Consider the following 24,501-nt stretch of genomic DNA (forward strand, 5'->3'; position numbering starts at 1 on the left):
CGAGCGCGCCGACCGTCCCGGGTCGGCGACAGGGCGCATGATGGATGCCGTGAAGCTCGCCATCGCCGGAGCCGCACTGCTGCTCGTGGCGGCGGGCGCGGTCGTCAGCGGCATCCTGCCCCCCGACGACCTCGTCGGCATCGCCGAGCGCGTCGCGCCGATCCTCGCCTTCGTCGTCGCCGTCACGATCGTGGCGGAGCTGGCGGCGAAGGCCGGCGTGTTCGACGTCGCAGCCGGGTGGCTCGCCCGCGCCTCGCGGGGCCGTACGACGCTGCTGTGGCTCCTCGTCGTGGCGCTGGCCGTCGTCGCGACGGCTTTCCTGTCGCTCGACACGACCGCCGTGCTCCTCACGCCGGTCGTCGTCGCCGTCGCGCGCGCTAACGGACTGCCACCGCTCCCCTTCGCCTTCACGACGGTGTGGCTCGCGAACACCGCGTCACTCGTGCTGCCGGTGTCGAACCTGACGAACCTGCTGGCCCTCAGTCGGCTGCCCGAGGGCGGACCCCTGGCGTTCCTCGCGCTCATGGGGCCGTCTGCGGCCGTCGCGATCGCGGTGACCGTGGGCCTGCTGTTCGCCATCCATCGGCGCTCGCTCGTCGGGCGGTTCGACCCGGCCCCCGTGCCGCGCGTCACCGACCGGATGCAGCTGGTCGTGGCATCCGTCGTCGTCGTCGCGCTCATGCCGGCCCTCGTCAGCGGCCTGGAGCCGTGGATCCCGGCGACGGTCGCCGCGGCTCTGCTCGTCGGCCTCTTCGCATGGCGCTCGCCCCGTGGGCTGTCGCTTCGGCTCGTCCCGTGGCAGTTGCTCGTGTTCGCCGCGGGACTGTTCACCGCCATGGCCGCGCTCGAGTCGCTCGGCTCCGCAGCGGTGGTATCGCTGGTCGCCGGGGAGACCGGCGGGCCGTTCGAGCTGTGGCGCATGGCGGGCACCGCCGTCGTCGCGGCGAACACCGTCGACAACCTGCCCGCTTACCTGCTGCTCGAGTCGGCGGCGGGAACCCCGGAGCGTCTCGGCGCGCTGCTCATCGGTGTCAACGCGGGCCCGCTCATCACCCCCTGGGCGTCGCTCGCGACGCTGCTCTGGCACGAGCGGCTGCGCACCGTGGGCGTCGACGTCCCCTGGCGGCGTTTCGTCCTCTGGGGACTCGTCGCCGCGCCCCTCATCGTCGGGCTGTCGGTTCTCCCGCTCGCCCTCCGCTGAGCTTCCGTCGCTCAGCGGCACCGCTCAGCGGTGTCGAGACTCACGTCAGGGTGAGGTCGACCTGGATCTCACCCGCGAGACGCTCGAGGTCCGCCACGATGTCGGCGGCGTCGAACTCCGCGGGCAGGCGCACCACGACAGTCGCCTCGAACAGCGTGCCGCCCGCCATCGGAGCGTCGAGGGTGCGGCTGGTCAGCGCGTCGATGCTGAGGGCGTGGGCGCCGATCGCATCGCTCACCTCACGCACGATGCCGGGACGGTCGTTGCCGAGCACCGTGAATCGGAGCACCTGGCCGCTCGCGACGACCGGTGCCAACGGCTGGTGAGTCGTGATGCGCAGCAGACCGTCCAGACGCTCGAGCGCTTCGACGAGGCCGGCCTCGCGATCGGCGGGCACCTCCACCAGCACGATTCCGGCGAATGCGCCGGCAAGTTCCGCGAGTTCGCTGCGCTCCCAGTTGCCGCCGTGCGCTGCGACGGTGTCGGCGAGCGTGCGGACGAGTCCGACCCGGTCGTCTCCGACGACGGTGAGCACGAGCTGAGTCATGGCGCCGAGCCTAACCGGCAGCGCTGACCGGCGCCCCGTGAAACGACAAAACCCCCGGTGATACCGGGGGTTTTACTCGGTGCGCGATACTGGGATCGAACCAGTGACCTCTTCCGTGTCAGGGAAGCGCGCTACCGCTGCGCCAATCGCGCCTATACAGGCTGTTCAGTTATGAGGCGAGGTGGCGACGGGATTCGAACCCGTGTAAACGGCTTTGCAGGCCGGTGCCTAGCCGCTCGGCCACGCCACCGTGTGTGGTTCTGACCCACGTGCCGGATCACCCTGACGGGAGATCCTCGCACTCGAGCGGATGACGAGATTCGAACTCGCGACCCTCACCTTGGCAAGGTGATGCGCTACCACTGCGCTACATCCGCATTTCGTTCCGGATCGCTCCGGCACTTGTTAAACATTAGCCGACGATCGCACGAGTGCAAAACCGGCGACGCCCCGCGCGTGTCTCGCCGCCGCGTTCGGGAACCGTCGCGGCATCCGGTATGCTCGTGTCTCGGCCCTCACGGGCCAGATGGGCGATTGGCGCAGTTGGTTAGCGCGCTTCCTTCACACGGAAGAGGTCGTGGGTTCGAGTCCCGCATCGCCCACCATCCCCGCCCCGGCTGCCCTCCGCCGAGCACGCACCCTCTCCGCGAGAACGCACCGTGCATGGTGCGCGCTCGCGGCATCCGCGCGTTCTCGCGGTGCTCCACATCGCGCGCGGGGACCGGTCAGACGGCGCCGGAGACGCCGAGGAGCGAGCCCACCGTGAAGGTCGCGATCAGCGCGAGGGCCCCGCCGGCGACGACGCGCACGACCGGGCGGAGCGGCGGGCTGTCGCCGAGACGCGCGCTCAGATACCCGGTGAGAGCGAGAGCGATGAGGACCGCGACGAAGGTGACGGGAACCCGGATGTCGGCGGGCGGCAGGAGGATCGCGAGAAGCGGCAGCAGCGCGCCGATGGTGAAGGCGAGCGCGCTGGCCCCGGCAGCCGCCCACGGGCTGACCACCTCGTCCTCGGTCAGCCCGAGCTCGGCCTCGAGGTGCGCGGCGACGACATCGTGCTCGGTCAGTTCCTCCGCGACCCGCCGCGCCGTCTCGGGCGAGAGCCCGCGCTGCTCGTACAGCCCGGCCAGCTCGAGGAGCTCCGCCTCGGGGGCTTCGATGAGCTCGCGACGCTCCTTCGTGATCATCGCCCGCTGGCTGTCGCTCTGGCTGCTCACCGAGACATACTCGCCGAGCGCCATCGAGATCGCGCCGCCCACGAGGCCCGCGACGCCGGCGGCGAAGATCGGTGCCGTCTCCGTCGTGGCCCCCGCGACGCCGACGACGAGGGCGGCGGTCGACACGATGCCGTCGTTCGCGCCCAGGACCCCCGCGCGCAGCCAGTTCAGCCGCCCCGACATGGATGATGCGTGCGGCTCCCCCGGGTGCGCCCCCGGTACCTCCGAGAACGATTCGCTCATGACGCCATGAAACCACCCCGGCGTCCATCGCGGCAGGCCCCCGCGGCCCGAAGACGCAGCACCTCGGCGAGAGCGCATGGTTTCCGGTACGTTCTCGCGGAGCGGGTGCACTCTCGGCGAGGGGCAGGCGCGGCGCCGGCGCGGGTCAGCGGGCGGTGCGCCAGCCGTAGCGCTGTGAGAGGGACTGCGCGACCCGAGCGTAGGTGGTGCGGTCGAGGCCGCCCGCGGTGCGGCGGATGCCGCTCGTCGGCACGAGGTAGATCTGGTCGACGTCAAGCCACGACGGGCGCCGCTCACGGTCCCAATCCCCCGTCCCGAGCGGGATGTGATCGCGCTCGCCGTCGTGCGGCTTGCTCGTGAGCTTCATGGCCCAGCTGCGGCCGCTGTCGGCACGCGCGAGCACGAGCAGCGGGCGGTCCTTGCCGCGCGCGGCATCCTCCGCATACGGAACCCATGCCCAGACGATCTCGCCGGGATCAGGGTGTGCGTCGGGTCGCGGATCGTAGGCGAGCCGCAGGCCGCCGGCATCGGGGAGAGCGACCTCGACGACGGATGCCGCGTCCGCGCCCGCTCCGCTCGACGCGGACGGCCTGTTCGGGCGAGCCGGCGTGACGGTCCCCGGCCGCGGACGCGTTGTGGCCGGCCGACCCGAGCCACCCGCCGTCCGACGCGGTCGCAGCAGATCCCACACACGCGAAAGCACACCCATGCGCCCAAACCTACCCAGCTCGCGAGGCGCGCCGCCTCCGCCTCACCCTCCGCCTCACCTGGCAGCTCGCGCCGCTTCACCTCTCGCGAAGCGGCGCCGCCTGCCAGCCGGCGCCAACAAGAAACAGGGCGGGGCACCGCGGAGTGATCCGCGATGCCCCGCCCGAGTCAGAGCCGAGGTCCGGTCAGACCTTCGCGTCGGAGAGGGTGTAGCCGACCTCGCCGTGCATGACCGTGTCGATGCCGGCGATCTCGTCCTCGTTCTTCACGCGGAAGCCGATCGTCTTCTCGATCGCGAACCCGATGATGAAGGCCAGCACGAAGGAGTAGACGAGGACAGCGAGGGCCGCGATCGCCTGGACGATCAGCTGGCTGGCGTCGCCGCCCATGAACAGGCCCGTGCCGTTGGCGAAGAAGCCGAGGTAGAGCGTTCCGATGAGGCCGCCGACGAGGTGGATGCCCACGACGTCGAGCGAGTCGTCGAAGCCGAGCTTGTACTTCAGCTCGATCGCCAGGGCGCAGGCGGCACCGGCGATGAGGCCGAGCACGATCGCCCAGATCGGGTCGACCGAAGCGCAGGCAGGGGTGATGGCGACGAGACCCGCGACAGCGCCCGATGCGGCGCCGACGGAGGTGGGCTTGCCGTCCTTGATCTTCTCGACGAGCAGCCAGGCCAGCAGAGCGGCGGCGGGAGCAGCGATGGTGTTGATGAAGGCGAGCGCGGCGGTGCCGTCGGCGGCGAGCTCGGAGCCCGCGTTGAAGCCGAACCATCCGAACCACAGCAGACCGGCGCCGAGGAGCACGAACGGCGGGTTGTGGGGAACGTGGACGCCCTTCTGGAAGCCGACGCGCTTGCCGAGGACCAGAGCGAGGGCGAGAGCCGCAGCACCGGCGTTGATGTGCACTGCGGTGCCACCGGCGAAGTCGATCGCCCCGACGCCGAAGACGTCCTGCAGACCCTTGGTGATCCAGCCGCCGTACTCGAACGAGCCGTCATCGGCGAGGCCGAAGTTGAAGACCCAGCTCGCGACCGGGAAGTAGACCACGGTCGCCCAGACACCGGCGAACAGCATCCAAGCGCCGAACTTGGCACGGTCGGCGATCGCTCCGGAGACGAGCGCAACGGTGAGGATCGCGAAGGTTGCCTGGAAGCACACGAACGCCATGGGCGGGAAGGCGGCGTCGTCGGGCGTCTCGAGCAGGCTGCTCAGGCCGATCGCGCTCCAGTCGATCGACCACGGGGCGACGGTTCCCTCAGCGCCGGGGAAGGCGATGGCGTAGCCGAAGAGCACCCAGAGGACGCCGATGAGTCCGAGGGCGCCGAAGCTCATCATCATCATGCTGATGACGCTCTTGGCCTTGACGAGACCGCCGTAGAAGAATGCGAGTCCTGGCGTCATCAGCAGGACGAATGCGGCCGCGATGAGTATGAATGCGGTGTTGCCTTGATCCATCTCGAAGGGAACCTCTCTGCAGGGACGCAGGTGTAGCGTCGGGTCCCCTCAGTGTCGAGGTACCCAGTTTCCCCCGACGGCGCAGTCGTGTTTCCGAACGGTTACGCGAGCGCTCCCCCGGTAAACATCAGGTTTCCTCGCGCCGCACGGGCCCTGGGCAGGTGCTCAGGAGTGGGTGAGAGCCACGAGGCGCGAGATGGCGCGCAGGTACTTCTTGCGGTATCCGCCGCCGAGCATCTCGTCGCCGAAGACCTCGTCGAGAGGCCGGCCCGTGGCGCGGATCGGGATCTGCGCGTCGTAGGCGCGGTCGACGAACGCGACGAAGCGCAGGGCGGCCGACTGATCGGTCAACTGCGTGACGTCGCGCAGGCCGATCGTGGAGATGTCGTCGACGAGGCGGATGTAACGCGACGGGTGGACCGTCGCGAGGTGCGCGATGACGTCGGCGAAGGGGTCGTCCGAGACGAGACCGGATGCCGCGGCCTCCGCGATCGCCGCCTCGTACTTCTCGGGGGCGAGCGCGACGGCGTGCCCGTCGACGGCACGCTGCCGGTAGTCGGTGCCGTCGATCCGGATCGTCTGGAAGCTCGCCGACATCGCGTGGATCTCGCGCAGGAAGTCCTGAGCGGCGAATCGCCCCTCGCCCAGCGCGTTCGGCGGCGTGTTCGAGGTCGCCGCGAGACGCGTGCCCGACGCGACGAGCTCGCCGAGGAGCCGCGTCATCACCATCGTGTCGCCCGGGTCGTCGAGCTCGAACTCGTCGATGCAGAGCAGATCGGCTCCGCGGAGGAGCTGCACGGTGTTCTGGTAGCCGACGGCCCCCACGAGCGCGGTGTACTCGATGAACGACCCGAAGTACTTCCGGCGTGCCGGCATCGCGTGATAGATCGCGGCGAGCAGGTGGGTCTTGCCGACGCCGAAACCGCCGTCGAGGTAGACGCCGGGCTTCGTCTCGGGCGCCTTCTTCGCACGGCGGAACAGCCCCCCGCGCGCCGCGGGGGCGCCGCCCCCGGCGAACGCCTCGAGGAGGTCCTTCGCCTCCTGCTGCGACGGGTACTGCGGGTCGGCCCGGTACGAATCGAACGTCGCCTCGTCGAACTGCGGCGGCGGAACCAGGGCGCCGAGCATCTCGGCGCCGCTCACCTCGGGACGGCGGTCGCTGAGGCGCAGGATTCCGGCGGATGTGCTCGTCACGGATCAACCCTAACCGCGTGAAAGGATGACGCCGTGCGTGTGACCGAGATGCTTCCGGAAACCGGCGAGAGCGCCGATTCCACGACGGATGCCGGACGGGAGTGGCTCGCGCGGCGCTACCGGCGGGCGCCCGGCGGGTACGTCCGCGTGAACATGGTCACCACCCTCACCGGGTCGGCATCCGGCGGCGACGGGACGAGCGACACGATCACGAGCCCGACCGACCGCAGCATCCTCGGCATCATCCGCCGGGACGCCGACGTCGTCGTCGTGGGCGCGGAGACCGTACGCGCGGAGGGCTACGTCGTTCCGCGAACGGCGGCCCTCGCGGTCGTCTCACGGTCGGGGCGTCTCGACGGCCACCGCCTGACCGAGGCCGAGGCCGGGCGCGTCGTCCTCGTCGTCCCCGCCGGCGTCCATCCCGAGGCGCCCGCCGGCGTCACCGTCGTCAGCGTCGGCAACGGGCCCGACCTGTCCCCCGCCGACGTGCTCGCCGTCCTGTCGGCCCGCGGGTGGGAGCGCGTGGTCTGCGAGGGCGGACCGACCCTCGCAGCGCAGTTCGTCGCCGCGGGCGTCGTCGACGAGATCTGTCTCACGGTCGCGCCGCGGATCGGACCCGTCCGGCATCCGGTCCTGCCGGTCGCGGACGATGTGCCGACCGCCGTCGCGGGTGCGCTGATGGATGCCGCCGGCTTCAGCTATCTGCGGCTGAGCGTCGGCGCTCGAGCCAGTCGCGGATGACCGAGGTCCAGCGCTCCGGATCGTAGTTCCACAGCTTCGTGTGCCGGGCGGTCCGGAACACCTCGAGCTCGACCAGATCGGGACGTGCCTCCGCCAGCTGATACGACGCGTCCGCCGGGACGAAGCCGTCGTCATCGCTGTGCAGGATGAGGATCGGATGCCGCAGCTCGGCGGCACGCGCGACCACGTCGAGCCGGTCGAACGGGATCGGGGTGTTCAGGCCGACGACCCGCGCCCCCCACTCGCTGTCGAGTGCGCGCACGGCGGTGCTCGCGACGGGGGCGGGGATGCGCAGCAGGTGCGCCTGGTAGTCGAGCACGATGCGCCAGTCGATCGCCGGCGATTCGAGCACGACTCCGGCGATGATGTCGCGATGGGCTGAGTTCAGGGCGACCTGCAGGGCGATCGCGCCACCCATCGACCACCCCATGAGGAAGATCCGGCGCGCACCGCGGCGACGGGCGGCCCCGATCGCCGCATCCACATCACGCCATTCGGTCGCACCGAGCATGTACGTGCCCGAACGGCTGCGCGGAGCCTCCCCGTCGTTGCGGTACGACACCAGCAGCGACGACACACCGGCGGCGTGGAACACCGGCACCGCACGCAGCGTCTCGGTCCGCGTCGTGCCGCGTCCATGAACCTGGATGACCCAGGTGTCGCTCGGCTTCCCGGCCTCGTCCGTCGCCGGGAAGAACCAGGCGGGGCAGGGCCCCAGCGGAGACCCGACGAGCTCGGAACGGTAGGGCAGGTGCAGTTCCGCGGGATCGGAGTAGTACCACCCGCTGAATGCTGCGGCGGACGACAGCTGATCGTCCGTTCCGATCTGCGTGAGCAGCTTGCGCTTGACCGACGTCTCATCCAGAGCCAGCACGGCGCCGACCTTCACGTACGACGCGGTGCCCGTCGTGAACAGTCCGTACCGCCCCGGCAGCTCGGTGTCGGGGGTACGCGAGAGGGTCAGGGTCTGCGCGGCGACATCGACGGCGAGCAGTTCGGTGTCGGGCACTCGGCCGGCGGGCGTCACGACCTTGCGGGCTACGCGCATCGAGACGGTTCCGAGCGCCGCGAGCGAGATCCCGAGGGCTCCGGCAAGTGCCGCGATCGTCGTCTTCGCGGCGGTGGCTGCTGCGGGAGATGCGCCCGCAGCCCCGGCGCGCCTGGAACCCATCATCGAGGCCTCACTCTAGTCTGTCGACGTGGCCGATTCCCGTCCTCCCGCCGACACGACGGCATTCGTCGTCGCACGCGAGGCGGTGCTGGCGATGACGTTCCGCGACGACCTCGTGGTCCGCGAGATCCCCGCTCCGACCGGCCTCGCGCCCGATGCTCTCGCACTCGCGGGCGATGTCCGGCCCGAGGATCACGCCGTCGACTCCCCCTACGGCACCGGCCGCATCGTGGTGCTCCACGATGCGGACGAGCCGGATGCCTGGGGCGGCCCCTGGCGCATCGTCGCGTTCGCCCAGGCCCCGCTCGAACCCGAGATCGGCGTCGACCCGCTTCTGGCCGAGGTCGCCTGGTCGTGGCTCATCGACGCGCTCGATCATCGCGGCGCCTCGTTCCACTCCGTCTCCGGGACCGCGACGAAGACGCTCTCGCGCGGTTTCGGAAGTCTCGCCGACGAGGGCGATGGTGCGCAGATCGAACTGCGCGCCTCGTGGACCCCCGTCGGCGACATCACCGCCCATATCGACGCCTGGGCGGAACTGACCTGCATGCTGGCCGGCCTTCCTCCGGGGTCGGAGGGCGTCGCCGTCTTCGGAGCACGCCGGGGGAACCGTGGCTGAATACACCGTCATCGCCGATGACGCCGGACTCGAACGCGCCGCGGAACTGCTCGCGGCCGGTGACGGACCCGTCGCCGTCGACGTCGAGCGGGCGTCGGGCTTCCGATACTCGCAACGCGCCTATCTCATCCAGGTCTTCCGCCGCGGCGCCGGCGTGCACCTGTTCGATCCACCGGCGATCACGACCTTCGCCCCCCTCCAGGCCGCCATCGGCGACGTCGAGTGGGTGCTGCACGCCGCGAGCCAGGACCTGCCTTCGCTGCGCGAGGCCGGCCTCGACCCGACGTCGATCTTCGACACCGAACTCGCCGCACGCCTGCTCGGGCACGCCCGCGTCGGGCTCGGCGCCGTCGTCGAGGACACGCTGGGCATCGTCCTCGCCAAGGCGCACTCGGCCGCCGACTGGTCGACGCGGCCGCTGCCGCAGTCGTGGCTCGAGTACGCAGCCCTCGACGTGGAGCATCTCATCGACGTGCGAGACGTGCTCGCACGGGAGCTCGAGGCCCAGGGCAAGGTCGAGTTCGCCGCCCAGGAGTTCCAGGCCGTCCTCGACCGCCCGGTCAAGCCGCCTCGCGAGGACCCGTGGCGCCGGCTCAGCGGCCTGCACACGATCCGAGGCCGCCGCGCGCTCGCGGTGGCCCGAGCGCTGTGGACCGCGCGCGAGGAGTACGCCCGTGAGCAGGACATCGCCCCCGGCCGGCTCGTCCCCGACCGCGCGCTCGTCGCGGCGCTCGCCGCCGACCCCAAGACGAAGCAGGATTTAGCGAAGGTCAAGGACTTCACCGGCCGCGCGAGCCGCTCGCAACTCGACCGCTGGTGGGCGGCCTTCGAGGCCGGGCGGGCCGAGCAGTCGCTGCCGCCGGACCGGCTGCCGGGCGACGGCCTGCCGCCGGTGCGGGCCTGGGTCGACCGCAACCCTCCCGCCGACGCCCGCCTGAAGGCTGCGAAGCCGCTCGTCGAGCAGCGCGCGGAGGAATTGTCGATGCCGACGGAGAACCTGCTCACCCCCGAGCTGCTGCGACGCGTGGCATGGGCGCCGCCCGCCGAGATCTCCGCCCAGACGCTCGGCGCGGCACTCGCGGAGCTCGGCGCACGGCCGTGGCAGATTGAGCAGACCGCACAGCTGATCGCTCAAGCCTTTGTGGATTCCGTGAACGGGGATGCCGCACCTTCCTCGACCGGTTCGTAGGTTCGACCCAACCGATTTTCCCCGCCTCCGCGGCTCCCTAGGCTGGAGCAGATCCCATCTTCTGGAGGCAAAGTGGCCGAGATCTCGGACGTCTACTTCATCGACGGCATGCGCACCCCGTTCGGGCGTGCCGGCGAGAAGGGCATGTACTGGAACACCCGAGCGGACGACCTCGTCGTCAAAGCGATCCGGGGCGTGATCGAACGCAACCCCGATGTGCCGCTCGACCGGATCGACGACGTGGCGATCGCCGCGACGACCCAGCAGGGCGATCAGGGTCTGACCCTCGGCCGCACCGCAGCGATCCTCGCCGGCCTCCCGCAGAGCGTGCCGGGCTTCGCGATCGACCGCATGTGCGCGGGCGCGATGACGAGCGTCACCACGATGGCCGGCTCGATCGGCATCGGCATGTACGACCTCGCCCTTGCGGGCGGCGTCGAGCACATGGGCCGCCACCCCCTCGGCGGGGGCGACACCGACCCGAATCCCCGCTTCCTCACCGAGAAGCTCGTCAGCGCGGACGCTCTGAACATGGGCATCACCGCCGAGCGCCTGCACGACCGCTTCCCGGTCCTCACGAAGGAGCGGGCCGATCGCTTCGGCATGCGCAGCCAGCACAAGGCTCAGGCCGCGTACGACGCGGGCAAGCTGCAGCCGGACCTCGTTCCCGTCGCGGTGAAGTCCGCCGACGGTGCGTGGGGCCTGGCGACCGAGGACGAGGGTCGCCGGCCCGAGACCACGATGGAAGGTCTCGCGCAGCTGAAGACGCCCTTCCGGCCGCACGGCCGGGTCACCGCGGGCACCTCGTCGCCCCTCACCGACGGCGCGACCATCAGCCTGCTCGCCGGCTCGCGCGCGGTGAAGGAGCTCGGCCTCACCCCGAAGATGCGGATGGTCTCATTCGGCTTCGCCGGCGTCCAGCCCGAGGTCATGGGCATCGGTCCCATCCCTTCGACCGAGAAGGCGCTCGCCAAGGCCGGCCTGACGATCGACGACATCGGCTTGTTCGAGCTCAACGAAGCGTTCGCGGTGCAGGTGCTCTCCCTCCTCGACCACTTCGGCATCGACGACGACGATCCGCGCGTCAACCCGTGGGGCGGCGCGATCGCGGTCGGTCACCCCTTGGCGGCATCCGGTGTGCGTCTGATGATCCAGCTCGCCGCCCAGTTCGCCGAGCGTCCAGACGTCCGCTACGGATTGACGGCCATGTGCGTCGGCCTCGGCCAGGGCGGATCGGTGATCTGGGAGAACCCGCACTACACCGGCAAGAAGAAGACCGCGAAGAAGTGAGGCGCGCCGACATGACCTACGACGACATCGACTTCTCCCCCCTCGACGCCCTCACCGGTGACGAGGTCGGCACCCACTCGCTCGTGCGGGATGTCCGGCTCGCCTCGGGCCGCACGCTCGCGCTCATCACCCTCGACAACGGCCGCGACCACACCCGACCGAACACGCTCGGTCCGGCGACGCTCGCCGAGCTGGGCGGCGTCCTCGACACGCTCGCCGCGCGCGCGGCCGGCGGGGAGATCGATGCCGTCGGCATCACGGGCAAGCAGTACATCCTCGCCGCGGGGGCCGATCTGTCCGACGTCTCGCGGCTGCCGTCGAAGGACATCGCGAAGCTCGTCGCGCAGCGCGGTCACCAGGTGCTCGGGCGGCTGTCGCGCCTCGGCGTGCCGTCCTTCGCGTTCGTCAACGGACTCGCCCTCGGCGGGGGTCTCGAGATCGCGCTGAACAGCACCTACCGGACCGTGGATGCCTCCGCGGCCGCGATCGCGTTGCCCGAGGTCTTCCTCGGCCTCATCCCGGGCTGGGGAGGCGCCTACCTGCTGCCGAACCTCATCGGGATCGAGAACGCGCTCGAAGTGGTCATCAGCAATCCGCTCAAGCAGAACCGCGTGCTCAAGCCGCAGCAGGCGTTCGACCTGGGCATCATGGACGCGATCTTCCCCGCGGTGAGCTACCTCGAGGACTCCCTCGCCTGGGCCGATCGCGTGCTGTCGGGCGCCGTCTCGGTCACGCGGAAGAACGAGCCCGGCAAGCTCGAGCGCCTGACGAAGTGGCCGATCGCCGTCAAGGTCGCCCGCGGCATGCTCGAGTCGAAGATCGGCACCGTGCCGAAGGCGCCGTACCTGGCGCTCGAGCTGCTCGAGAAGGCCCGCAGCGGATCGCGCGATGAAGGCTTCGCGCGCGAGGACGATGCTCTCGCCGAACTCATCTCCGGCGACCAGTTCGCCGCGTCGATGTACGCCTTCGACCTCGTGCAGAAGCGGGCGAAGCGGCCGGTCGGCGCTCCCGACAAGGCGCTGGCGAAGAAGGTGACGAAGGTCGGCGTCATCGGCGCGGGCCTCATGGCCAGCCAGTTCGCGCTGCTGTTCGTCCGCAAGCTCCAGGTGCCCGTGCTCATCACGGACCTCGATCAGGCGCGCGTCGACAAGGGGCTCGCCTACATCCGCGACGAGATCGGCAAGCTCGAGGCGAAGGGCCGCATCGATTCCGACACGGCGGGCAAGCTCCGCTCGCTCGTGCACGGCACGGTCGACAAGAGCGAGTACGCCGACTGCGACTTCGTCATCGAGGCGGTGTTCGAGGAGGTCGGGGTCAAGCAGCAGGTCTTCGGCGAGATCGAGAAGATCATCGCCGACGACGCGATCCTCGCGACGAACACCTCGTCGCTGTCGGTGGCGGAGATCGGCGCGAAGCTCGCCCACCCCGAGCGTCTCGTCGGTTTCCACTTCTTCAACCCCGTCGCGGTCATGCCGCTGATCGAGATCGTGAAGACGCCGCAGACGACGGATGCTGCCCTGTCGACGGCGTTCGTCGTGGCGAAGGGGCTCGGCAAGAACGCCGTGCTGACCAAGGATGCGCCCGGCTTCGTCGTGAACCGGCTGCTCGCGAAGGTCATGGGTGAGGCGGCGCGAGCCGTCTACGAGGGCACGCCGGTCGCCGACGTCGAGAAGGCCTTCGCGCCGCTCGGCCTGCCGATGGGGCCCTTCCAGCTCATCGACCTCGTCGGCTGGAAGGTCGCCGCGCATGTGCAGGACACGATGACCTCGGCGTTCCCCGACCGCTTCTATGCCAACGAGAACTTCCACCAGCTCGCGGAACTGCCCGAGGTGGTCGAGAAGGACAAGGGAGGGCGGGTCACCGGCTTCACCAAGGCCGCGGAGAAGATCGCGAAGAAGGCGACGGGTTCGTCGCCGGTCGCTGCCGAGACGATCCTCCAGTGCGTTCAGGACGGCCTGGCGCAGGAGATCAAGCTCATGCTCGACGAGGGCGTCGTCCCCGAGGTCCAGGACATCGACCTGTGCCTCATCCTGGGCGCCGGCTGGCCGTTCATCGACGGCGGGGCCTCGCCCTACCTCGATCGGGAGGGCGCATCGGAGCGGGCGTTCGGCGACACGTTCCACCACCCGCCCATCCGCGGGATCGCGAACCGCTGACAACCAGCGCTGCACCGCTGACGAGGACCCCGTGGCACGAAGCCGCGGGGTCCTCGTCGCGTCACGCCGGTCGGCCGCCCTGCGCGCTCTGCACGCGCAGGTCGCGCTCGCGGACATCGCGCTGCTCGATCACGATGCGACGCAGCGCGGCCGGCGCCCCGGGGTTCGAATCCAGCCACGCCGTCGCCGCCGTCAGATCGTCCGTCGCCGGGAACAGACCGCGCACGAGGCGGCGCGCGATCTCGATGCTGCGGGTGTCCCAGAGCCAGCCGATGCGCGAGAAGTAGTCCCCGTCGAAGGCCGCGATGAGATCGCGTCGCCCTCCGGCGCGGACACCGGCGATCGTGGCGTCGAGCTCGTCGTTCGACAGGGTCTCATCCGTCCACGCCGCGACCCACGCGGCCTCGCGCACCGCCGCCTCCGGCAGCGCCGCTCGGGCGGCGCGGTGGGCTCGCCTCCCCTTCGCGGTATCGTCGCCGACCAGCTCGGCGTCGATCTCGGCCGCGCTGGCCTGGCCGGTCGCGGCGAGCGCGAACAGCCAGCTCCATCGCAGGTCGGCGTCGAGCACGAGACCATCGGGGAGTCCTCCTTCGCCGGCGAGCAGCTCGCGCAGCGACGCCGCGCGCCCCGCATCCACCGCGGCGGCAGCGCCCAGGGCGCGCGCCCAGACGAGCTGGGCGTCGGTCCCGGGGCGGGCTTCGTGCAGGGACTGCCAGACGGTCTCCAGCCAGCGCGCGGCGAGCGACTCGCGCTGTGCGGGAGCGGCGTAGTGGGCGATCGCGTAGTCGGCATGAGCGACCGCGTCGGTGAGGAGGCCGATGTGGGTCTCGGCCGCGGCGTGCGCTCTGACGATCCCGAGGTAGCGCGCGACGTCGAGTCGACCGTCGCGCACCGCGTTCCAGAGCGCGGCCCAGGCCACCGATCGAGCGAGCGGGTCGCCGATCGTCGAGAGCGAGCGCTCGAGCGCCGCCGTCGTCTCGTCGTCGAGGCGGACCTTCGCATAGGTCCGGTCGTCATCGTTCGGGATGATCAGGCACGCGGCATCCTCGGACAACGGCGTTCGGGCGTCGACGAGATCGAGCTCGACCCCGCCCTCTCGGCGAAGCGCCCCGTCCGACGCCGCGTACCGTCCCATCGTCACGCGATGGGGTCGGGGATCGGTCTGCACGATCGTGAGGCCGTCCGACCCATCGCGCTCGACCGACAGATCCGACATCCCGGTCGTCTCGAGCCAGGCGCGACTCCACGCCCGCAGGTCGCGCCCGGAGGTGTGCTCGAGCGCGTCCAGCAGATCACCGAGCGTGGTGTTCCCGAAGGCGTTGTCGGCGAAGTACTTGCGCGCGCCGGCGAAGAAGGCCTCCTCCCCCACGTACGCGACGAGCTGCTTGAGCACGGACGCCCCCTTGGCGTACGTGATGCCGTCGAAGTTGAGCTTGGCCGCCTGCAGGTCGGGGATGTCGGCCACGATCGGATGCGTGGTCGGCAGCTGGTCCTGCTCGTAGGCCCACCCCTTCCGCCGGCTCGCGAAGCTCACCCAGGCATCCGGATAGAGCCCGGTCGCGACCGACGCATGCGAGCCCATGAAGTCCGCGAAGGACTCCTTCAGCCACAGGTCGTCCCACCACCGCATGGTGACGAGGTCACCGAACCACATGTGCGCCATCTCGTGGAGGATCGTGTTGGCGCGGGCCTCGCGCTGCGCCGCCGTCGCGGCCCCGCGGAAGACGTACGCCTCGGTGAACGTGACGAGACCGGGGTTCTCCATCGCGCCGAGGTTGTACTCGGGCACGAAGATCTGGTCGTACTTGCCCCACGGATAGCCGAGCCCGAACGCCTCACCGAAGTATGCGAGCCCGCGGCGGGTGATGTCGATGATCTCCTCGGCGTCGAGATGCGGTGCCAGCGAGGCACGGCACAGGACGCCCAGGTCGACGGGTCCCTCGGGCCCGTCCCAGACCGCGCCGACGCGGTGGTAAGGGCCTGCTGCGACGGCGGTGATGTAACTGGAGATCGGAAGGGTCTCGGCGAAGGCGACCTCGGTACCGCCGGCGAGGTCCCGTCGATCGGTCTCCGCACCGTTGGACAGCACCCGCCAGCCCTCCGGCGCCGCGACCCGCATCCGCCAGCGCGCCTTCAGATCGGGTTGCTCGAAACAGGGGTAGACGCGACGCGCGTCCGCGGGCTCGTACTGCGTGTACAGGTAGACGGCGCTGTCGACCGGGTCGACGAAACGGTGAAGACCCTCGCCCGAGCGACTGTAGACCCCCCGCGCCTCGATCGAGACGGTGTTGTGCTCCGCCAGGTCGCGGATGCGGATGCGCGCACCATCCCAGTCCACCGGGCGGCTCTCGCCATTCATGGTGACCGCGTCGACGGCCGAGCCGAGGAAGTCGACCCAGGTCTCTCCGCCGGCCGGCGCATCGAACGAGAGGATCGCGCGGGTGCCGAAGGTCGTCTCGTCGGCGCGCGGGGCGTCGCGGACATCGAGGAACACCTCGGCGGTGCGGAGCCGGATCTCGGCTGCGCGTCGCTGGGCGTCGGTACGGGTGAGGTTGTCTCCGGTCATCCCTTCATGCTTTCACGCGAGCGTGGATCGGACGCCGTGCGGAGCCGGACTGTAGAGTCTGAACATGTTCAGCACACCGGAGCCGACCGGATCGAAACGAGACCGCACGCGTGCACGGATCGTCGAGACCGCGCTGCGGTCGTTCCGCGAACGCGGCTACGACGCGACCACGATCCGTCACATCGCCGCGGAGGCGGGCGTCTCGGTCGGCACGACGAACTACCACTTCGCATCGAAGAACGAGCTCGTGCAGGAGTTCTACCTCCAGGTGCAGCAGGCGCACCGAGCCGCCGCCCTCCCCCGACTCGAGTCGGAGCGCGGCCTCACGGACAGGCTCGCGATCGTCTTCCACACCGGCCTCGACCAACTGGCCCCGACGCATGGCCATGCGCCCGAGTTCCTGACGGCCGCCGTCTCGCCGCGATCGTCGATCAACCCGCTGTCGCCCGAGTCGGATGCCTCGCTCACGATCGTGGCGGACCTGTTCCGCACTGCCGTCGACGGTGCCGACCACAAGCTGCCGAAGGACATCGCCGAGGCGCTGCCCGGAGCGCTCGTTCTCGCACACCTGCTGCTCGCGATGTACTGGGTCTACGACCAGTCCGACGACCAGGCGAAGACCCGTCGCTTGCTCGACAGAGGCTTGGCACTGCTCGCGATGGCCCTCCCCCTCGCCCGCCTCCCGATGCTGCGACGGCCACTGCGAGAACTCCTCGACCTCATCGCCGAGGCCCGATCGTGACGGGCGCCGGTCCCCAACCGCCGCGCGAGTCCCGTCCCGACTCGCCCCGCACGGATGCCGCACCCCTGGCGTTCACCCCGTCCGAATTCGTCGCGGGTGCCGCTCGCGCGTGGGCCGCGACGACCCTGCTGATCATCACCGCCTGGGCTGTTCTCACGGGCGGCCTGAGCTTGATCGTGGGCACCGTGATGATCGTGATGGCCTCGGTCCCAGCTGTCGTGGTCGGCTCCCCCGGCGCATACCTGCTCGGCCGCTTCCTGCGACGCATCCCGCGTGTCGGGGCGCATCTCATGGTCTTCGCGGGATACGGCGCGCTGGTCGGAGCCATCACCACGGCCGTCGCCGTTCCCGTGCTCATCGGCGACGCGGGAGGCACTGGCGTCAGCGACACCGTGTTCCTCGTCAATGTGCCGCTCAGCGCCATCGGAGTCGCCGGCGCCTGGTTCCTCACCATGCGACGGGCCCTGCGCCGCGATGCCGGTGGGCTGGACGAGAGGGCACCGACACCGGATGCGGATACCGCGACCGAGGACGCCCTCGACCAGCGCTACCGCATCATCGACCCCGACCGGCGACGGCGTCAGCGGCCTCGAGACTGACGCTCGCCGTCGGCAGCCTCCGCCCGGTTCGGTGCGTCAGCGGCATCCGACCAGTCCGACTCCGCGTCCGCGCTGGGGCGAGCGATCGGGATGCGGGTGCCGAGGACCTGCGCGACGACGTCGTGCGCGATCTTCGCGGCAGTCAGGCCCGCGTCGTCGAGGATCTCGTCGCGCTCCGCGTGATCGATGAACTCGTCGGGGAGGCCCAGCTCGTCGACGGCCGTGTCGATGCCGGCCTCGCGAAGCACCTGGCGGATGCGGGTGCCGATGCCCCCGACACGGATCCCGTCTTCGATCGTGATGACGAGCCGGTGTTCGGCGGCGAGGTCGACGACCGAGCGCGCGACCGGGACCACCCAGCGAGGATCGATGACGGTCGCGCCGATCCCCTGTGCTCGCAGGCGCTCGGCGACCTCGATGCCGAGACGAACCATCGGACCGATCCCCACGATGAGCACATCGTCGGATTCGCCCCGCACCAGCACGTCGGTCCCGTCGTCCAGACGCTCGAGGGCCGGCAGCTCGTCGCCGACCGAGCCCTTCGGATAGCGGACGACCGTGGGCGCGTCCTCGATGTCGACGGCCTCGCGGAACACCTCGCGCAGACGCTCGGCATCCCGGGGCGCAGCGATGCGGATGCCGGGCACGAGCTGAAGCATCGCGAGGTCCCAGATGCCGTGGTGACTGGGCCCGTCGGGCCCGGTGACGCCGGCCCGATCGAGCACGAACGTCACGCCGGCACGATGCAGCGCGACATCCATCATCATCTGGTCGAACGCGCGGTTCATGAACGTCGCGTAGATCGCGACGACCGGATGCAGCCCACCGAAGGCGAGACCCGCGGATGCCGCGACAGCGTGCTGCTCCGCGATGCCGACGTCCAGGACGCGATCGGGGAACCGCTGCGCGAACGGCAGCAGCCCGGTCGGACGCAGCATCGCCGCCGTGATCGCCACGACATCACCGCGGCGCTGCCCCGCCGACACGAGCTCCTCGGCGAAGACGTCCGTCCAGCTCGTCTTGCCACCCGAGGAGACCGGCCGGCCCGTCGCGGGGTCGATCTTGCCGACCGCGTGGAACTGATCGGCCTCGTCGAGGCGAGCGGGCGCGTAGCCTCGGCCCTTCTCGGTGATCGCGTGCACGATGACCGGGGCGCCGTACGACTTCGCGAGCCGCAGCGTCTCGATCATGGCCTCGAGATCGTGGCCGTCGACGGGCCCGAGGTACTTGATGTCGAGGTTCGAGTACAGCGCCTCATTGTTCACGAAGCGGGACAGGAACCCGTGAGTACCCCCGCGAAGTCCGCGGTAGACGGCCCGCGCCGCCGGCCCCAGCCGACCGAACAGCGAGGCCGAGCCCTCGTGCAGGGACCGGTAGCCCTCGGTCGTGCGTACCTTGTTCAGGAAGCGCGCCATCCCGCCGATCGTCGGCGCGTAGGAGCGTCCGTTGTCGTTGACGACGATCACGAGGTTGCGATCGTTGTCGTCGGAGATGTTGTTCAGCGCCTCCCACGTCATCCCGCCGGTCAGCGACCCGTCGCCCACGACAGCGACGACGTGCCGGTCGGTGCGACCGGTGCGGGCGAAGGCCCGGGAGATGCCGTCGGCCCAGCTGAGCGAGCTCGAAGCATGCGACGACTCGACGACGTCGTGCTCGCTCTCGCTGCGCTGCGGGTAGCCCGCCAGGCCGCCCCGAGAGCGCAGCCGCGAGAAGTCCTGCCGACCGGTGACGAGCTTGTGGACGTAGGACTGGTGTCCGGTGTCGAAGACGACCGGGTCGTTCGGAGAGTCGAAGACCCGGTGGATCGCGAGCGTGAGCTCGACGACGCCGAGGTTGGGGCCGAGGTGCCCGCCGCTGCGCGCGACGTTCTCGACGAGGAACGAGCGGATCTCACTCGCGAGAGCCTCGAGCTGCGGAAGCGAGAGGGCGTCCAGATCGCGCGGGTGCGAGATCGAGGAGAGCAACGACATCGCGCTCCTCCTTCCATCGGTGCCGGTAAGTCTAATGAGCGGGATGCACGAGAGGCCGGAGCTGGACGCTCCGGCCTCTCGTGGACTATGCGGCTGGCGGGCTCAGACGAGCGAGCGCAGCACGTACTGCAGGATGCCGCCGTTGCGGTAGTAGTCGGCCTCACCGGGGGTGTCGATGCGCACGATCGCGTCGAACTCGACCGTCTGCTTGCCCTCGGGCGAGAATTCGCTCGGCTCGGCGACGACCTTCACCGTCTTGGGGGTGACGCCCTCGTTCAGCTGCTCGAGACCCGTGATCGAGATGATCTCGGTGCCGTCGAGTCCCAGCGACTTCCAGCTCTCGCCGGCCGGGAACTGCAGGGGCACGACGCCCATACCGATCAGATTCGAGCGGTGGATGCGCTCGAAGCTCTCGGTGATGACGGCCTTCACGCCGAGCAGGTTCGTGCCCTTGGCGGCCCAGTCGCGCGACGATCCCGAGCCGTACTCCTTGCCGCCGAAGATGACGAGCGGCGTGCCCTGGGCCTGGTAGTTCTGGCTCGCGTCGTAGATGAACGACTGCGGGCCGCCCTCCTGGGTGAAGTCGCGCGTGTAGCCGCCCTCGACGACCTTGCCGTCGTTGACCGCGGCCGTCAGCTCGTTCTTCAGGCGGATGTTGGCGAACGTGCCGCGGATCATGACCTCGTGGTTGCCTCGACGCGAGCCGTAGGAGTTGAAGTCCTTCTGCGCGACGCCGTGCTCGGTGAGGTACTGCGCGGCGGGGGTGCCGGCCTTGATGTTTCCGGCCGGGCTGATGTGGTCGGTCGTCACGGAGTCGCCGAGGGTCGCCATGACGCGCGCACCGGTGATGTCGCTGACCGGGGTCAGCTCCATCTGCATGCCGTCGAAGTACGGCGCCTTGCGCACGTAGGTCGAGTTCTCGTCCCACTCGAACACCGGCCCGGTCGGCGTGGGCAGGTTCTTCCAGCGCTCGTCACCGTCGAACACGGTGGCGTACTGCTTGATGAACTGCTCGCGCGAGATCGACGAGTCGATGATCTCCTGGACCTCGTCCGGAGCGGGCCAGATGTCCTTCAGGAAGACGTCGTTGCCGTCGGAGTCCTTGCCGAGCGGGTCGGTCTCGAAGTCGAAGTTCATCGACCCGGCCAGGGCGTACGCGACGACCAGCGGCGGCGAGGCGAGGTAGTTCATCTTGACGTCGGGGCTGATGCGGCCCTCGAAGTTGCGGTTGCCCGAGAGCACCGCGGTGACCGCGAGATCGTTGTCGTTGACCGCGGCCGAGACCTCTTCGATCAGCGGGCCGGAGTTTCCGATGCAGATCGTGCAGCCGTAGCCGACGGTGTAGAAGCCGAGGCTCTCGAGGTCCTTGTCGAGACCGGACTTCTCGTAGTAGTCGGTGACGACCTTCGAGCCGGGTCCGAGGGTCGTCTTGACCCACGGCTTGCGGGTGAGACCGCGCTCCGAGGCCTTGCGGGCCAGCAGCCCCGCGGCGATCATGACCGACGGGTTCGACGTGTTGGTGCACGAGGTGATCGCCGCGAGGGTGACGGCGCCGTTGTCGAGCATGTAGCTCTCGCCCGACGGCTGGGTGACCTTGACCGGGTTCGACGCCGCGTGGCGCGCGCCGCTCGAGAGCAGTCCCGCGTGAGCGTGGTCGTGCTGGTGCGAGACGGTGTCGTCGGAGTGGGTCTCGTGCTCGACACCGGGCGCGGTGCCCGGGTCGGATGCCGGGAAGGTGCCCTCGACCTCGACGGACTCGTCGGCGGCCGTCGCGTAGTTGAGGATGTCCTTCGCGAACTGCGCCTTCGACTCCGAGAGGAGGATGCGGTCCTGCGGACGCTTCGGACCGGCGATCGAGGGGACGACGGTCGAGAGGTCGAGCTCCATGTACTCGCTGTAGCTCGGCTCGTTCTCGGGGTCGTGCCAGAGCGACTGCTCCTTCGCGTACGCCTCGACGAGGGCGACGGTCTGCTCGTCGCGGCCGGTCAGACGCAGGTAGTCGAGCGTGACGTCGTCGATGGGGAACATCGCGGCGGTCGAGCCGAACTCGGGGCTCATGTTGCCGATCGTGGCGCGGTTCGCGAGCGGGACGGAGCCGACGCCGGCGCCGTAGAACTCGACGAACTTGCCGACCACGCCGTGCTTGCGCAGCATGTCGGTGATCGTCAGCACGACGTCCGTCGCGGTGACGCCCGCGGGGATCTCGCCGGTGAGCTTGAAGCCGACGACGCGCGGGATGAGCATCGACACGGGCTGACCCAGCATCGCCGCCTCGGCCTCGATGCCGCCGACGCCCCAGCCCAGGACGCCGAGGCCGTTGACCATCGTGGTGTGCGAGTCGGTGCCGACGCAGGTGTCGGGGTACGCACGGAGCACGCCGTCGACGTTGCGGTCGTAGATGACCTTCGCGAGGTGCTCGATGTTCACCTGGTGGACGATGCCGGTGCCCGGGGGGACGACCTTGAAGTCGTCGAACGCGCCCTGACCCCAACGAAGGAACTGGTAACGCTCGCCGTTGCGCTCGTACTCGATCTCGACGTTGCGCTCGAGGGCGTTCTCGCTGCCGAAGAGATCGGCGATGACCGAGTGGTCGATGACCATCTCGGCGGGCGAGAGCGGGTTGATGCGGTTCGGGTCACCGCCGAGGGCGGTCACCGCCTCGCGCATGGTGGCGAGGTCGACGATGCAGGGCACGCCGGTGAAGTCCTGCATCACGACGCGGGCCGGGGTGAACTGGATCTCGGTGTCGGGCTCGGCCGACGCGTCCCACGAACCCAGCGCGCGGATCTGCTCCTGCGTCACGTTCGCGCCGTCTTCGGTGCGCAGGAGGTTCTCGAGCAGCACCTTCAGACTGAAGGGAAGACGGTCGTAACCCTCGACCGTGTCGATCCGGAAGATCTCGTAGTCGGTGCTGCCGACCGTCAGGGTGCTCTTGGCTCCGAAGCTGTCAACAGTGGACACGTCTGCTCTCCTTCATCGGCGGGCCGCGCGCTCGCGCGCACTGTCCCATCATCCCCTCGCCGCACCGGTCGATCTAGTGAGGCGACCCTTAGTCGTATCGGGGAAATTTATCTTGACGTCAAGATAAATGTATCACTCGGCGGGCCGCTTATAGAGCGCCCGCACGGCGAGCCAGGTGACCGCCGCGAGCGGGGCGAACAGCGGAAGCCCCATCACGAGCTTCAGGGTTCCGAGGGCGGCCACCTCGTCGGCGAAGTACAGCGGCAGCTGCACCGCGAGTCGCACGTAGAAGAGAGCTGCCCAGGCGATGGCGAGCCAGAAGTAGACCCGGCGCTTGCGCTTGTCACGCCGCCAGGCGATCCCCTCGTTCATGAGGAATCCCGCGGCCAGCCCGATGAGGGACCACCCGATGAGAGCCGAGACGAGGAACGCCGTGCCGTACGCGGCGTTCGTGATCAGCCCCGGGATGAAGTTGTCCTGACCCCGTCCCGTCCACAGCGCGAGGCCCGCGGCGACGGCGGTCGCGATGAGACCGCCGAAAGCGGCCCCAGCGGGCCCCCGCTGGATCAAGCGGAGCAGCGTGAACACCGCGGCGACCCCGACCGAGAGACCGAGCGACAGCCAGAGGTTCGCTTCGCGCGTCTCGGGGTCCGTCGTCAGCGTGAACACCACGATGAAGACCAGACCCGGCAGGACGGCTTCGACGATTCCGCGGAATCCGCCCATGGCGCGCCACACGACTCCCCCGGTGGAGGCGTTCGTCTCCGGATCGAACCCCGCCCTGCGCGCGGCCTCGCCGAGGGCGGCACCCAGCACACCCGACGCCGAGCCCGCCGGCTGCGGCGGGGTCAGGTCGGCGGGACGCTCGCGCGCCGCGTCGGGACGCTCGTCGCCGTTCACGCCGAGCCGGGGGTCGCCGGCATCTTCAGCGGGATGAGGTCACGCGGCGGCATCGGCGACCCGCCGCGCACGACCACGAGGGATCGGAACAGGTCCTCGACCTGCGCGGCCGCCTCGACGTCGTTGGTGGCGGCGCCGCCGATGACCCCGCGGAGGAACCAGCGCGGACCGTCGACGCCGACGAATCGGGCCAGGCGCTTGCCGCTGCCGTCAGCTCCCGCGATCACGGGAACCTCCGCGAGCAGCTCCGGACCGAGCGGGCCCTCGCGCTCCTCGACGCGGCCGCCCTGCTGGCGCACCTGCTGACGGATCTGCTCGCGCGTCTCGTCCCAGAGCCCCGTCGAGCGGGGCGCCGCGAACGGCTGCACCTGCAGCGTGGACCCGGCGTAATCCAGACCGACCGCCACGATGCGCTTGGTCTGCTCCTCGACCTCGAGGCGCAGGTTGAGACCTTCGCGGGGCAGCACCTTGATGCCGCCGAGGTCGATGTAGGGGCGGACCGGGTTGGCCTCGGACTCGTCGAACGGTCCGGCGGTGGCGCGGTCGGCGGGCGCGGACTTCGCGTCGTCGCTCATGCGGATACTCCTGTCTGCTGGTAGCCGGTCGAGCCGAACCCGCCCTCGCCGCGGACGCTCTCGGGCAGCGTGTCGACGGGGATGAAGCGGGCGCGGGTCACCGGCATGACGATCACCTGTGCGATGCGGTCGCCGGGCGCGATGTCGTACGCCTCGGACGTGTCGGTGTTCAGGAGGGTGACCTTGATCTCGCCGCGGTATCCGGCGTCGACCGTCCCGGGAGAGTTCACCACGGTGATGCCGTGCTTGGCGGCGAGGCCGCTGCGCGGAACCACGAAGGCGGCGAAGCCTTCGGGCAGGGCGATGCGGACGCCGGTGCCCACGAGCGCGCGCTGTCCGGGCTCGAGCCGCACCGTCTCGGTGGAGACGAGATCTGCTCCGGCATCCCCCGGGTGGGCGTACACGGGAACGTCGGCGGCGATAATGGGGACGTCCACGGATTCGGTCACCCCACGAGG

20 protein-coding genes and 4 tRNA genes are annotated in these 24,501 nt (G+C 70.0%); 9 read left to right on the forward strand and 15 right to left on the reverse strand.

All coding sequences use genetic code 11. The features are described from left to right. Positions 1 to 40 precede the first annotated feature (40 nt). Positions 41 to 1,201, forward strand: a complete 1,161-nt coding sequence (locus tag CI089_RS12110; protein ID WP_256978080.1) for an SLC13 family permease — start codon at positions 41 to 43, stop codon at positions 1,199 to 1,201. A 40-nt stretch (positions 1,202 to 1,241) separates the two neighbouring features. On the opposite strand, the gene CI089_RS12115 is transcribed toward CI089_RS12110, so the two are convergent. From CI089_RS12115 to CI089_RS12130, 4 genes are all read right to left on the reverse strand, one after another. Beyond that, on the reverse strand, positions 1,242 to 1,748 hold the full coding sequence (locus CI089_RS12115; RefSeq protein WP_094261789.1) for a glycine cleavage system protein R: 507 nt from the start codon (positions 1,746 to 1,748) through the stop codon (positions 1,242 to 1,244). Between the two features lie 80 nt (positions 1,749 to 1,828). Next, positions 1,829 to 1,900: transfer RNA gene (locus tag CI089_RS12120), tRNA-Val, on the reverse strand. A 27-nt stretch (positions 1,901 to 1,927) separates the two neighbouring features. After that, positions 1,928 to 1,998: transfer RNA gene (locus CI089_RS12125), tRNA-Cys, on the reverse strand. Positions 1,999 to 2,053: 55 nt separating this feature from the next. Beyond that, positions 2,054 to 2,125 (reverse strand) — tRNA-Gly (locus CI089_RS12130). Positions 2,126 to 2,276: 151 nt separating this feature from the next. On the opposite strand from CI089_RS12130, the gene CI089_RS12135 reads away from it, so the two are divergent. Next, positions 2,277 to 2,353: transfer RNA gene (locus CI089_RS12135), tRNA-Val, on the forward strand. A gap of 120 nt (positions 2,354 to 2,473) precedes the next feature. Here the strand turns inward: CI089_RS12135 and CI089_RS12140 are convergent. From CI089_RS12140 to zapE, 4 genes are all read right to left on the reverse strand, one after another. Continuing rightward, entirely contained in the window at positions 2,474 to 3,208 is a 735-nt protein-coding gene (locus tag CI089_RS12140) for a VIT1/CCC1 transporter family protein (protein WP_094261790.1), read from the reverse strand. A gap of 145 nt (positions 3,209 to 3,353) precedes the next feature. After that, complete coding sequence (locus CI089_RS12145; protein WP_094261791.1) at positions 3,354 to 3,917, reverse strand: type II toxin-antitoxin system PemK/MazF family toxin; 564 nt, start codon at positions 3,915 to 3,917, stop codon at positions 3,354 to 3,356. A 184-nt stretch (positions 3,918 to 4,101) separates the two neighbouring features. Further along, positions 4,102 to 5,370: an ammonium transporter gene (locus tag CI089_RS12150; RefSeq protein ID WP_023951284.1), complete on the reverse strand. Its 1,269-nt coding sequence runs from the start codon at positions 5,368 to 5,370 to the stop codon at positions 4,102 to 4,104. Positions 5,371 to 5,535: 165 nt separating this feature from the next. Further along, positions 5,536 to 6,564, reverse strand: a complete 1,029-nt coding sequence (gene zapE / locus CI089_RS12155) for a cell division protein ZapE (protein ID WP_094261792.1) — start codon at positions 6,562 to 6,564, stop codon at positions 5,536 to 5,538. 33 nt (positions 6,565 to 6,597) lie between these two features. Here zapE and CI089_RS12160 point away from each other — a divergent pair, with 33 nt between their 5' ends. Next, entirely contained in the window at positions 6,598 to 7,305 is a 708-nt protein-coding gene (locus tag CI089_RS12160) for a dihydrofolate reductase family protein (RefSeq protein ID WP_256977924.1), read from the forward strand. Here the strand turns inward: CI089_RS12160 and CI089_RS12165 are convergent. Beyond that, positions 7,259 to 8,479, reverse strand: a complete 1,221-nt coding sequence (locus CI089_RS12165) for an alpha/beta hydrolase family protein (RefSeq protein ID WP_094261793.1) — start codon at positions 8,477 to 8,479, stop codon at positions 7,259 to 7,261. The genes CI089_RS12160 and CI089_RS12165 overlap by 47 nt on opposite strands. Before the next feature lie 25 nt (positions 8,480 to 8,504). On the opposite strand from CI089_RS12165, the gene CI089_RS12170 reads away from it, so the two are divergent. From CI089_RS12170 to CI089_RS12185, 4 genes are all read left to right on the forward strand, one after another. After that, positions 8,505 to 9,095: a DUF3000 domain-containing protein gene (locus CI089_RS12170; protein ID WP_094261794.1), complete on the forward strand. Its 591-nt coding sequence runs from the start codon at positions 8,505 to 8,507 to the stop codon at positions 9,093 to 9,095. Then, positions 9,088 to 10,284 carry a ribonuclease D gene (locus CI089_RS12175; RefSeq protein ID WP_094261795.1) on the forward strand — a complete coding sequence of 399 codons (1,197 nt, stop codon included), beginning with the start codon at positions 9,088 to 9,090 and terminating at the stop codon, positions 10,282 to 10,284. Before CI089_RS12170 ends, CI089_RS12175 begins: the two co-directional genes overlap by 8 nt. A gap of 72 nt (positions 10,285 to 10,356) precedes the next feature. Further along, the gene (locus CI089_RS12180) at positions 10,357 to 11,574 is read left to right on the forward strand and encodes a thiolase family protein (protein WP_094261796.1); all 1,218 of its coding nucleotides are present in this window, start codon (positions 10,357 to 10,359) and stop codon (positions 11,572 to 11,574) included. 11 nt (positions 11,575 to 11,585) lie between these two features. Then, entirely contained in the window at positions 11,586 to 13,730 is a 2,145-nt protein-coding gene (locus CI089_RS12185) for a 3-hydroxyacyl-CoA dehydrogenase NAD-binding domain-containing protein (protein ID WP_094261797.1), read from the forward strand. A gap of 61 nt (positions 13,731 to 13,791) precedes the next feature. Here CI089_RS12185 and pepN read toward each other — a convergent pair whose 3' ends face one another. Continuing rightward, positions 13,792 to 16,296 (reverse strand): aminopeptidase N, encoded by a 2,505-nt coding sequence (gene pepN / locus CI089_RS12190; RefSeq protein WP_094261798.1) that lies wholly within the window; start codon positions 16,294 to 16,296, stop codon positions 13,792 to 13,794. Between the two features lie 64 nt (positions 16,297 to 16,360). On the opposite strand from pepN, the gene CI089_RS12195 reads away from it, so the two are divergent. Beyond that, positions 16,361 to 17,038, forward strand: a complete 678-nt coding sequence (locus CI089_RS12195; RefSeq protein WP_094261799.1) for a TetR/AcrR family transcriptional regulator — start codon at positions 16,361 to 16,363, stop codon at positions 17,036 to 17,038. Continuing rightward, positions 17,035 to 17,637: a hypothetical protein gene (locus tag CI089_RS12200; RefSeq protein WP_094261800.1), complete on the forward strand. Its 603-nt coding sequence runs from the start codon at positions 17,035 to 17,037 to the stop codon at positions 17,635 to 17,637. Before CI089_RS12195 ends, CI089_RS12200 begins: the two co-directional genes overlap by 4 nt. Here the strand turns inward: CI089_RS12200 and dxs are convergent. From dxs to dut, 5 genes are all read right to left on the reverse strand, one after another. Beyond that, positions 17,619 to 19,607 carry a 1-deoxy-D-xylulose-5-phosphate synthase gene (dxs, locus tag CI089_RS12205; RefSeq protein WP_094261801.1) on the reverse strand — a complete coding sequence of 663 codons (1,989 nt, stop codon included), beginning with the start codon at positions 19,605 to 19,607 and terminating at the stop codon, positions 17,619 to 17,621. The two genes, CI089_RS12200 and dxs, sit on opposite strands and share 19 nt — an antisense overlap. A 102-nt stretch (positions 19,608 to 19,709) precedes the next feature. After that, complete coding sequence (locus CI089_RS12210; protein WP_094261802.1) at positions 19,710 to 22,568, reverse strand: aconitate hydratase; 2,859 nt, start codon at positions 22,566 to 22,568, stop codon at positions 19,710 to 19,712. Between the two features lie 132 nt (positions 22,569 to 22,700). Beyond that, a complete protein-coding gene (locus CI089_RS12215; protein WP_094261803.1) occupies positions 22,701 to 23,468 on the reverse strand; it encodes a DUF3159 domain-containing protein in 768 nt (255 codons plus the stop codon). Then, positions 23,465 to 24,043: a DUF3710 domain-containing protein gene (locus CI089_RS12220; RefSeq protein WP_023951313.1), complete on the reverse strand. Its 579-nt coding sequence runs from the start codon at positions 24,041 to 24,043 to the stop codon at positions 23,465 to 23,467. The genes CI089_RS12215 and CI089_RS12220 overlap by 4 nt, the downstream gene beginning before the upstream one ends. Further along, the gene (dut, locus tag CI089_RS12225) at positions 24,040 to 24,492 is read right to left on the reverse strand and encodes a dUTP diphosphatase (RefSeq protein ID WP_179223323.1); all 453 of its coding nucleotides are present in this window, start codon (positions 24,490 to 24,492) and stop codon (positions 24,040 to 24,042) included. The genes CI089_RS12220 and dut overlap by 4 nt, the downstream gene beginning before the upstream one ends. Between the last annotated feature and the right edge of the window lie 9 nt (positions 24,493 to 24,501).

The organism is Microbacterium sp. Yaish 1, from assembly GCF_002245215.1.
GTDB lineage: Bacteria > Actinomycetota > Actinomycetes > Actinomycetales > Microbacteriaceae > Microbacterium.